General features: G+C 63.2%; 10 protein-coding genes and 1 pseudogene. 5 read left to right on the plus strand and 6 right to left on the minus strand.

Features of this window, described 5'->3' with window-relative positions:
* The coding region (locus ABY403_RS08900) for a class I SAM-dependent methyltransferase (protein WP_372840432.1) at positions 1–566 on the minus strand (566 nt) is incomplete at its 3' end.
* A 170-nt stretch (positions 567–736) separates the two neighbouring features.
* Here ABY403_RS08900 and ABY403_RS08905 point away from each other — a divergent pair.
* The 3 genes from ABY403_RS08905 (at position 737) to parE (ending at position 3,797) form a co-directional block, all read left to right on the plus strand.
* Positions 737–1,396, plus strand: coding sequence for a glutathione S-transferase family protein (locus ABY403_RS08905; protein ID WP_372840433.1), 660 nt, complete (start codon positions 737–739; stop codon positions 1,394–1,396).
* Positions 1,393–1,731: an arsenate reductase family protein gene (locus tag ABY403_RS08910; RefSeq protein WP_372840434.1), complete on the plus strand. Its 339-nt coding sequence runs from the start codon at positions 1,393–1,395 to the stop codon at positions 1,729–1,731. The genes ABY403_RS08905 and ABY403_RS08910 overlap by 4 nt, the downstream gene beginning before the upstream one ends.
* Positions 1,732–1,841: 110 nt before the next feature.
* A complete protein-coding gene (gene parE, locus ABY403_RS08915) occupies positions 1,842–3,797 on the plus strand; it encodes a DNA topoisomerase IV subunit B (RefSeq protein ID WP_372840435.1) in 1,956 nt (651 codons plus the stop codon).
* Positions 3,798–3,911: 114 nt separating this feature from the next.
* Here parE and ABY403_RS08920 read toward each other — a convergent pair whose 3' ends face one another.
* The 5 genes from ABY403_RS08920 to proS all read right to left on the minus strand — a co-directional run bounded on the left by ABY403_RS08920 (position 3,912) and on the right by proS (position 9,001).
* The gene (locus ABY403_RS08920; RefSeq protein ID WP_372840436.1) at positions 3,912–4,310 is read right to left on the minus strand and encodes a c-type cytochrome; all 399 of its coding nucleotides are present in this window, start codon (positions 4,308–4,310) and stop codon (positions 3,912–3,914) included.
* A 57-nt stretch (positions 4,311–4,367) separates the two neighbouring features.
* Complete coding sequence (locus tag ABY403_RS08925; RefSeq protein WP_372840437.1) at positions 4,368–5,042, minus strand: ABC transporter ATP-binding protein; 675 nt, start codon at positions 5,040–5,042, stop codon at positions 4,368–4,370.
* Positions 5,035–6,279, minus strand: coding sequence for a lipoprotein-releasing ABC transporter permease subunit (locus ABY403_RS08930; RefSeq protein WP_372840441.1), 1,245 nt, complete (start codon positions 6,277–6,279; stop codon positions 5,035–5,037). Before ABY403_RS08930 ends, ABY403_RS08925 begins: the two co-directional genes overlap by 8 nt.
* A 99-nt stretch (positions 6,280–6,378) precedes the next feature.
* Complete coding sequence (locus tag ABY403_RS08935; RefSeq protein ID WP_372840438.1) at positions 6,379–7,584, minus strand: PQQ-dependent sugar dehydrogenase; 1,206 nt, start codon at positions 7,582–7,584, stop codon at positions 6,379–6,381.
* A 79-nt stretch (positions 7,585–7,663) separates the two neighbouring features.
* Positions 7,664–9,001 (minus strand): proline--tRNA ligase, encoded by a 1,338-nt coding sequence (gene proS / locus ABY403_RS08940; protein WP_372840439.1) that lies wholly within the window; start codon positions 8,999–9,001, stop codon positions 7,664–7,666.
* Between the two features lie 195 nt (positions 9,002–9,196).
* Between proS and ABY403_RS08945 the strand changes: the two genes are divergently transcribed.
* Positions 9,197–9,466 carry a hypothetical protein gene (locus tag ABY403_RS08945; protein ID WP_372840440.1) on the plus strand — a complete coding sequence of 90 codons (270 nt, stop codon included), beginning with the start codon at positions 9,197–9,199 and terminating at the stop codon, positions 9,464–9,466.
* Positions 9,459–9,972: pseudogene (locus tag ABY403_RS08950) on the plus strand (hypothetical protein); the annotation flags it as partial. The gene ABY403_RS08945 and the pseudogene ABY403_RS08950, both read left to right, overlap by 8 nt.

Consider the following 9,972-nt stretch of genomic DNA (forward strand, 5'->3'; position numbering starts at 1 on the left):
CGTCCTGAGTGGCCCGCACCTTCGCGCAGTTCTGCGTCATAGTCGGCCTCTTCTTCGATTTGCCAGCCTGCAAACGCGACGTGGAGCAGATCGAGCGTGTAAAGATGCGCGGGGTCGCGCGGGCCGCCGCTGTGGTTTTCGGACTGGCGGGTGGCAAAACCGTGCAGCAGCACTAAACCACCCGGCCGCAAAGTGGTGGCGATACCCTCAAATATTACCGCGCGCAGCGCTGGCGGCGCGAACTGGGTGAATACCGCGAAAACCGCGTCATAGGCCCCGGCCTGCCAGCGCCAGTCTTCAGCGCGGCAAAGGTGAAACTCGGGCGCAGGTTCCTGCCCCGCAGCCAGCGCCCGCGCTTTGGCCAGCGCCACGTCAGATCCGTCAAACGCGGTAACGTCAAACCCTTGCCGGGCAAGATAGATGGCATTGCGCCCTTCGCCTTCGGCCACTGAAAGAACCCGCGCGCCCGCATCTAGCCGCGCCGCCTGCCGCACCACGAAATCGGCCGGGGCGGTGCCGTAGTAATAACCCTCGCCCGAAAACCTCTGGTTCCAACCGCTACTCATTACCTACCCCCCCCGTACTGAAGCGCGAATATGGCGGCGGACGCCGCAGCGCACAAGAGCGTGTGCGCCCCGCGCCACCTGCGCCCAAAACGCTGCCGCCTCGACTGCGCGCGCCCCCTTTTCATTGCCAGCGCGAAGCCTCAGGATATGGCACGCAACAAGGGGGCAGCATGCTGACGCTTTACGGGATCTATCGCTCGCGCGCGACGCGCAACATCTGGCTTCTGGCCGAACTCGGGGCCAGCTACCGCTTCGTGCCGGTGATTCAAGGCTACCGGCTGCCCGATCCGGCAGCCAAGGACGCCCCGCTCAACACCACTTCGCCCGCGTTTCTGGCGATCAACCCGGCGGGGGCGGTGCCTGTGCTCGACGACGATGGTTTCGTGCTGAGCGAATCGTTGGCGATCAACCTCTACCTCGCGCGCAAGTTCGGCGGCACTCTGGCGCCCAGCGACGCGCAGGAAGACGCGCTGATGCAGCAATGGGCGCTTTACGGCACAAGCGCGATCGAGGGCCCGGCGCTCGAAATCTCCTATGCCTATGCGCGCGGCGAAGATGCAACCGAGGCAGGGCGCGCGGTGATCGCGGCGGCCACGCAAAAACTGCAACGCCCCTTCAAGGTGCTCGAGGCGCATCTGGCCAAGACGCCGCATGTCGTGGGCGGTCGCTTTACCGTGGCCGACATCAACATGGCCGAAATGGTGCGCTACGCGCAGGCCCACGCGGCGTTGATGGATGCCTTTCCCGCCGTGAAGGGCTGGCTTGCCGCCTGTCAGGCGCGCCCGGCTTTCAAGGCAATGTGGGAAAAGCGGACAGCGGAGCCGGCATGACCAACCCAATCACCCTTTACGGCATACCCACCTGCGATACCTGCAAAAAGGCGCAAAAGGCGCTGGTGGCGGCCGGCTATTCCGTCACCTTCCGCGATCTGCGCGCCGACCCGCTGAGCGAGGCGGAATGGGCACCGCTGCTTGCCGAGTTTGGCAGCCGCCTTGTCAACCGCAACTCGACCACATGGCGCGGCCTGAATGCCTGGATGAAAGAAGCCGAGGCGGATGCCCAGTTGCTGGCAAACCCGACGCTGATGCAACGCCCGTTACTTTCCGACGGCGAAAAGATGACGCTCGGCTGGGATGCAAAGGCGCAGGCTGTCTGGGGGCTTTAGGCGCGGGACCGCCATTTCTGCCAACTCGACGCAGGCCGGCGGCAATCAAGTGATTGCCCCGGCGCGCTGGTTCGGCCACAATATGCGGCAATCAAACCCGAGCAGGTGCCATGGCAGACGACCTTCTTTCCGCCCAACCGGAAACCTATAACGCATCCTCGATCGAGGTGCTCGAGGGGCTGGAACCGGTGCGCAAGCGCCCCGGCATGTATATCGGCGGCACCGACGAACGCGCGTTGCACCATCTGGTGGCAGAGGTGCTCGACAATGCGATGGACGAGGCGGTTGCAGGCCATGCGACCCGCATCGAGGTAGAGCTTGCGGCAGACTACACCGTAACGGTGCGCGATAACGGGCGTGGTATTCCGGTTGACCCACACCCCAAGTATCCCGGCAAGTCCGCACTTGAGGTTATCATGTGCACGCTGCATTCGGGCGGCAAATTTTCGGGCGACAGCTACGTGACATCAGGCGGCTTGCACGGCGTTGGGGCCAGCGTCGTCAATGCGCTTTCCGACAGCATGGTCGTGCAGGTCGCACTCAACCGCGAACTGTGGGAACAAAGCTTTTCGCGCGGGATACCTTTGGGGCCGATCGCGAAAATAGGCTCTGCCCCCAACCGTCGTGGCACCACGGTCAGTTTTCACGCCGACGAACAGATTTTCGGGCACAACCGCTTTCGCCCGGCGCGGCTGCTGAAACTGGTGCGATCGAAGGCCTATCTCTTTTCGGGCGTCGAAATCCGCTGGAAATGCGAGATTCCCGATGGGGATACGCCGATGGAAGCGGTGTTCCACTTTCCCGGCGGCCTTGCCGATTATCTGGGCGAGCAGCTTCAGGGCTGCACCAACTACGCCGATCGGCCCTTCGCGGGCAAAGTGGGTTTTGCCGAAAAGTTTGGCGTCCCCGGATCGGTGGAATGGGCAATCAACTGGACGCCCTCGCGCGATGGTTTCATCCAAAGCTATTGCAACACCGTGCCCACCCCCGAGGGCGGCACGCATGAGGCAGGCTTTTGGGCCGCGATCCTGAAAGGCATCCGCGCATACGGCGAACTGGTCAAGAACCGAAAGGCGGCCGAGATCACCCGCGACGATTTGGCGCTCGGCGGTTGCGCGCTGGTTTCAACCTTCATCCGCGAGCCCGAGTTTGTCGGTCAGACCAAAGACCGCCTCGCCACCGCCGAAGCCGCACGGCTGGTTGAAGGCGCTGTGCGCGACCATTTCGACAACTGGCTGGCGGCCGATACCAAATCGGCCGGTGCGATCCTCGATTTTCTGGTGCTGCGCGCCGAAGAGCGGCTGAAGCGGCGGGCCGAAAAGGAAACCGCGCGCAAGACCGCAACCAAAAAACTGCGGCTACCGGGCAAGCTGGTCGATTGTTCATCCGCCAGCCGCGAGGGCACCGAGCTTTTCATCGTCGAAGGCGACAGCGCCGGGGGCAGCGCCAAAATGGCGCGCGAGCGCAAGAATCAGGCGCTGCTGCCCTTGCGCGGCAAGATCCTGAACGTGCTTGGCGCGGCCTCGGCCAAAATGGGCGACAACGCCGAAATCGCCAACCTCAGCATGGCGTTGGGGGTGGGGCTTGGCAGCAAGTTCCGACTTGATGATCTGCGTTATGAAAAGATCATCATCATGACTGACGCCGATGTGGACGGCGCGCATATCTCCAGCTTGCTCATGACCTTTTTCTTCACCCAGATGCGCCCCCTGATCGACAAGGGGCATCTCTACCTTGCATGCCCGCCGCTGTATCGGCTGACCCAAGGCGCGCGGCGGCTTTATGTTTCAGACGACGCCGAGAAGGAAGCGGCACTGGAAAAGGGCCTTGGCGGCAAGGGCAAAATCGACGTGCAACGCTTCAAGGGCTTGGGCGAAATGGACGCCAAGGACTTGAAGGACACCACGATGAACCCCGAAACGCGCAAGTTGATCCGGGTGACGATCGACGACGAGGTGGGCGGCGAGACGGCAGAACTGGTCGAACGGCTGATGGGCAAGCGGCCGGAACTGCGGTTCCAGTACATTCAGGAAAACGCAAGGTTTGTGGAGGAGTTGGATGTGTGAGGGGGGGCGCACCCGCCTCACCATCCCCCAGCTACTTATCGGATTAGCCCCGCAAGCGGCGCATAGCCGCTCGGTGCTTCCTTTCGGCCCTAGGCTGGAAAGCGGCACCGCCCCTCACAACCCCTGCACATATTCCATCAACTCCACCAGCCGCAGCGGGGTTGGTGTCAGGATACCGTCGCCGCTGTCGTAAAGCACCGTATCACCGGCAAGCAGCGTGGCATAGGCCGGCATCCCCGGGGTGGGGGTCGCGCGGGCATAGCCCCAGATCTGGGTCATCACCTTGGCGCGTGGAAAGGTGCCGCCGTTGCGCGCCGCAATGCTGGTAAGGTCTGGCGGAGCGGGGTCGAGGCTGGCGCTGCGGATGCCATCGCCTTTGCCGCCCGCACCGTGACACGCGGCGCAATAGGCCGCGTAGTCGGAAGCCCCCGTGGTTGCGGGCGCTTCGGGCGCTGTGCTGCAAGCGGCAAGCGCGGAAAGGATGGAAAGCGGGACGATCAGACGGTTCAGCATCGGGGCCTCCTTGCGCTTCATGCTAGCCTCGGGCCACCTAGCGCGCCTTGCGCCAGATCAGACGACGAGGCCGCGTTCCAGCCGAACAACTCGGTCCATCCGCGCAGCCAGCGCCATATTATGTGTGGCAATCAGCGCCGCCAACCCGGTTTCGCGCACCACCTCCATCAGCACACCGAACACCTGATCCGATGTGGCGGGGTCAAGGTTGCCGGTAGGCTCGTCTGCCAGCATCAGCGCCGGGCGATTGGCCAGCGCGCGGCAAAAGGCAACACGCTGCTGCTCGCCCCCCGAAAGCTCGGCGGGGCGGTGGTTGATGCGGTCGGCAAGACCGACGCGGGCCAGCAACGCCTCGGCGTGGGCCTTGGCGGCGCTGCGAGACACGCCATTTGCCAGTTGCGGCAGAACGATGTTTTCGGTGGCGGTAAACTCGGGCAGCAGGTGGTGGAACTGGTAGACAAAGCCAAGCGTTTGGCGCCGCGCCGCAGTGCGCCGCGCATCGGCAAGCCCTGCCATATCCTGCCCAAGCAGATGCACCGAGCCCGCATCGGGCGTATCAAGCAGCCCTGCGATGTGCAGCAAGGTCGATTTGCCCGCGCCAGAGGGTGCAACCAGCGCCACCACCTCGCCGCGCGCCACCGTCAGCGATACGCCACGCAGCACCTGCACTTCGCCCGGTGTGCCCAGCATGTAGCCCTTTTCAATGCCCTGAAGCGCCAGCACCTCATTCATATCTCAACGCCTCGACCGGGTTCAGCCGCGCCGCGCGGCGGGCGGGAAAAATAGTGACTACCAGCGAAAGCCCCAGCGACAGGGCCACCGCCTTGAGCACATCCGCAAGCCGCAATTCGGCCGGTAGCTCGTAAATGCCACGGATCGACGGGTCCCAGACGCCGCCGCCCCCGACCCAGTTCACGAATGACATGATCTGGTCGATGTATAGCGCAAACAGGCAACCAAGCGTCACCCCCGCCACAGTGCCAAGCGTGCCGGTGAAAGCACCGCAAAGAAAGAACACCCTCAGCACCGAACCTTGGCTCAGCCCCATAGTGCGCAATATGCCGATGTCGCGCCCCTTGTTCTTGACCAGCATGATCAGCCCCGATGTGATGTTCATCGCCGCGATCAGCACCAGCACCGAAAGGATCACGAACATCACATTGTCTTCGATCGCCAGCGCGCGCAGAAAACTGCCCGACGCATCGCGCCACGTCCAAAGGATCGTGCCGCTATGCGAGGCCATCAGCGCCGGGGCCCAACTATCCACCGCCTCTGGGTCATCGACGAATACTTCGATTTCGTCGGCAGAGCCTTCGCGGTTAAAGAAGGTTTGCGCCTCGGCGAAAGGCATGTAGGCGCGGGTTCGGTCGATATCCCAACGCCCGGCGGTAAAGACATAGACAACCTCATAGGTCGAAACGCGCGGGCTGACGCCAAACGGGGTTTTTGCGCCATTGGGCGACAGCATCCGCACCCGGTCGCCGACCCCCACCCCAAGCTCTCGTGCAAGGCCAGAGCCGATCGCGATACCTTCGCCAAAACGGGATATGTCGCCCAGCGAGGTTTCCGAGTTGGCAACGCGCGGAATGGTGGCAAGGTCTTCGGCGCTGATGCCGTAGACCTCGGCCACGTTAGAGCGGTCCGAGGCGGTCAGCATCACCTGCCCGCGCACCAGCGGCGCGGCGCGGGTGACGCCGGGGATGGCGCGGATGGCTTCGGCGCGTTCAGCAAAGTCGGGCATGGCGCGGGTATAGGCACCGGTTTCGGTCGTGGCACCCGTGGAATAGACCGTCACATGGGCGTTCGTGCCAAGAATGGTGTCAACAAACTCTCCGCGAAAGCCCGCGCGCACCGCCAGCGTCGCGATCAGCGCCATCACACCCAGTGTGATGCCGATCAGCGAAATCCATGTCATTACCGAAACCCCGCCCTCGGCGCGGCGCGCGCGCAGATAGCGCCAGGCGATCATCCATTCAAAGGCGGCAAAGGGGCGGGTTCGGGTCAAGGGGGGCTCCACGCATTCGCGCCAAATTGGGCCGGGCGCTCGGCAGGGTCAAGGGCGGCGCGCCTAGCGTGCCGGCGTCAGGCGCAAGAGTCGGCCATCGGTCGCATCAACCAATGCCAGTATCGCGCCATCGGGCGCAATCTCGATATCGCGAATACGCATCTGCCCGTATAAAAACCGCTCTTCGCCCACCACGCGGTCGCCCTCCAGCTTGAGCCGCACGATACCGCCGGGGTTTAGCGAAGCGGCGATGATGTCGCCTTGCCAGCCTGCAAACAGCGCGCCCCGGTAAAAGGCGAACCCGCCGGGTGCGATCACCGGGTCCCAGAAATAGCGCGGTTCAGTCAGGCCGGGGCCGCGCGCAGCGCCTGCCCCGATCGCCGTGCCGGAATAATTCTCGCCGTAGCTGACCAGCGGCCAGCCATAGTTCGCGCCGCGCATAATCAGGTTCAACTCGTCTCCGCCCTTTGGTCCGTGTTCCAGCGTCCAAAGATCATCGGTTCCCGGGCGGATCGCGGCGCCTTGCGGGTTGCGGTGGCCCAGCGACCAGACCTGCGGCGCAGCACCCTGCCCGCCTGAAAAGGGGTTGTCTGCTGGCAACCCGCCATCGGCCAGCAAGCGGATCACCTTGCCGTAGCTCGCCTCGAGCGACTGCGCCAGAACCCGCTCGCTGGCCGAGGAATGTTCGCCCGTGGTGATGAACACATGCGTGCCTGTGGCAATGATGCGCGCGCCGTAATGCGCCTCGGTACGCGAAGGCGGGGTTTGCACGAAAATATCGCTGAGGTCCGTGAGGCTTTGCAGATCAGGCGAAAGCCGCGCCCAAGCCGCGGCGGTGGCCGAAAGCCCGGGCCCCATAGGTTTGGCATAGGTAAGATAGACGCGGCGCGAGCTAGCAAAATCAGGCGCAAGGGCGATGTCGAGCAAGCCCCCCTGCCCGCGCGCTACCACATCGGGCACACCACTGATCGGCGCACCAACTGCGCCCGAGGCTGTGATGTGGCGCAAAGTACCTGCGCGTTCGGTTACAAGATACCCGCCCTCTGGCAAAACGGCGATGCCCCACGGGTGGTCAAGCCCGCGCGCCAGCGTTTCAACCTGCACCCCTATGCCGCTGTCGAGCTTTGGCGCGCGGGTCTGGCCGTCGAAGGCGGGCGCAAGGTCGGTGTTACGGCGACCATAATCCCACGTGTCAGACCATGCCGGCGCGGCAAGGGCCAAGGCCGCCATCGCAAGTGCGGCGCGAACAGGCATCAGGTCAAAACACATGGCGGAATCGGGGCTTCATCGCCCCGACCTTAACCCCGGTCCGCCCGCAGCGCCGCGTCACGTTTGCGTCAGCGCCGCCTTAGTGGCCTGCATAGATTTGCGCCAACCGCGCAACCGCCGCCTCGGCAGTCAGCTCTTCGCTTTCTCCGCTGCGCCGATTGGTCAGTTCCACCACGCCCTTTGCCAGACCGCGCGGCCCCACCGTCAGCCGCCACGGCAGGCCGATCAGATCCATCGTCGCGAACTTGGCGCCCGCGCGTTCGTCGCGGTCGTCATAAAGCGGGTCGAGCCCTGCGCCCTTCAGCGCAGCATAAAGCGCATCGCAAGCCGCGTCGGTGGCGCTGTCGCCCTGCTTGAGGTTGACGATACCGGCATGGAACGGCGTTACGCCCTCGGGCCAGATGATGCCCCGCTCGTCGTGGCTCGCCTCGATGATCGCGCCCAACAAACGGCTAACGCCAATGCCGTGGCTGCCCATTTCGACCGGCACGCGCGCACCATCGGCGGTAACGACCGTGGCCCCCATCGCGTCAGAGTATTTGGTGCCGAAATAGAATATCTGGCCAACCTCGATGCCGCGCCCGACGCGGCGGCGCTCTTCGGGGATTTCTTCGAAAAGCTCGGTCTTATGGGTCTCGTCGGTGCGGGCATATAGCGTGGTGAACTCTTGGCAGATCGCGGCCACTGCCTCGCGGTCGTCGTAATCGACCTCACGCGCGCCCAGCTTCAACTCGGTCACTGCAGAATCGTAGAACACCTCTGACTCGCCCGTAGAGGCCAGCACCAGAAACTCGTGCGTATCGTCGCCACCGATCGGGCCACTGTCGGCACGCATCGGAATCGCGGTCAGGCCCATGCGCTCGTAGGTGCGCAGATAGCTGACCATATGGCGGTTATAGGCATGCAGCGCGGCGGGCTTGTCTACATCGAAGTTGTAGCCGTCTTTCATCAAGAACTCGCGCCCGCGCATCACGCCAAAGCGTGGACGCATCTCATCACGGAACTTCCACTGGATGTGGTAAAGCGTCAGCGGCAGGTCTTTGTAGCTTGAGACATGGCTGCGGAAGATGTCGGTGATCATCTCTTCGTTGGTCGGGCCATAGAGCATCTCGCGCCCCTGCCGGTCTTTGATGCGCAGCATTTCGTCGCCGTAATCGTCATAGCGGCCGCTTTCGCGCCAAAGGTCGGCCGGTTGCAGCGTCGGCATAAGCAGCGGAATGTGCCCGGCGCGCTGCTGTTCTTCGTGCACGATCTGCTCGATGCGTCTGAGCACCTTGAGCCCCATCGGCAACCAGGAATAGATCCCGGCGGCTTGCTGTTTGATCATCCCCGCGCGCAACATCAGGCGGTGCGAGACGATCTGCGCCTCGGCGGGCGTTTCTTTAAGAACGGGAAGGAAGTAACGCGACAGACGCATCAAGTAGCCTCGCAGATTTGAACGTTTCTTTTCGTCTATGCGATCCCGCGCACGCGCACAAGACAGCGCGGAAGGGTGACGAAACGCGCGGGCGGTTAAGCGAAAAGCAAGAATTGCGCCTTAGAGAGTGTCTAAACCGTCTTTGGAATCGCTCGCTCTATGTCCTCACTTGACCGCATCCTTATCGCATTTCTGATGCTGACCTCTCTCCTCATCGCCCCCGCGATGTTGGTAAGCAGCCCCTATCGCGGTGGTCCCGGTCTGGCCGTGATCCCCCCTTGGGCAAATATCGACCAAACGCTGGCGAACGCCGGCCTGCGCGAGATTGCTCCCTATCGGGCCCCTTTCGGGATTCTGGTCGAGGCAAGCGCACACACGGATCTTTCTGAATTACGGGCAAATGGCGTCTGGACCCTGTTCGACGGGACTTTGATTGCCTCAATATGTGGAGTGGAAAATGCCTGACAACAACCAGACTTTCGAGCAAACGCAAGCGGAAGCCACCCGATATCTGGGGTATGCCAACGCTGTGATTGCGGCCCTTGTATGTGCCTTCGTCTTCTTTGACGGGGGGCACACGCTTCTCGCGCTAGTGGGGGGCTTGGTGTTTGCCGCCATCGGCCTGCTTGCGCCCCGCCTCGCGCCGCGCCCCTCGCGCATCGTTACGGCACAGGCGCTCGTGGGCACGACCATCATTTTCAACGCCGCGCTGATCGGGCACCCGCTCCAGATTGACAGTCACATGCTTTATTTTGCGGTGCTCGCAGTGATCGTAACCATGTCGGGCATCCGCGCGTTGCTCGCGGCGGCGGCAACAATCGCCGTCCATCACCTCGTGCTGACCTTTGTAATGCCCGCGTTGGTCTACCCCTCCTCCGAGCTGGGGTTCAACATCATGCGCACCGCGCTTCATGCGGTCATCGTTGTCCTTGAAACAGGGGCACTCGGCTACATGATCATGAAACGTCTGC

Source organism: Phaeovulum sp., from assembly GCF_041596715.1.
GTDB lineage: Bacteria > Pseudomonadota > Alphaproteobacteria > Rhodobacterales > Rhodobacteraceae > UBA6213.